This is a genomic window from Xenorhabdus entomophaga, from assembly GCF_037996725.1.
Taxonomy (GTDB): domain Bacteria; phylum Pseudomonadota; class Gammaproteobacteria; order Enterobacterales; family Enterobacteriaceae; genus Xenorhabdus; species Xenorhabdus khoisanae.
Map to the genome: position 1 here is coordinate 1 of NZ_JBBMXH010000564.1, position 218 is coordinate 218.

A 218-nucleotide genomic window follows, 5' to 3' on the forward strand; every position below is an offset into this window, starting at 1 on the left:
CTGGATGTACTCAGTGAAATCGCGACAGCGGTGACCCGAAAACAGCCCTATCCGGATGTCTTTAATCTGCTTTCCTGCTAGTCAATACAGGGCTGGTGAATGGTTACCTTCTTGCTACCGACAAATGCCCATTGCTCGTCTATTTCACAGATAATCTGAATGTCACTTCCCGCCAGCGGCAGTGTGGTTACGTTTCTTGGCGTGAGCTTTTTAATGTG

At 48.2% G+C, this 218-nt stretch carries 1 pseudogene; it reads right to left on the reverse strand.

Annotation, left to right across the window (positions count from 1 at the left end):
- Positions 1–107 precede the first annotated feature (107 nt).
- Positions 108–218 (reverse strand): annotated as a pseudogene (locus tag AAC854_RS24070) (IS1 family transposase); the annotation flags it as partial.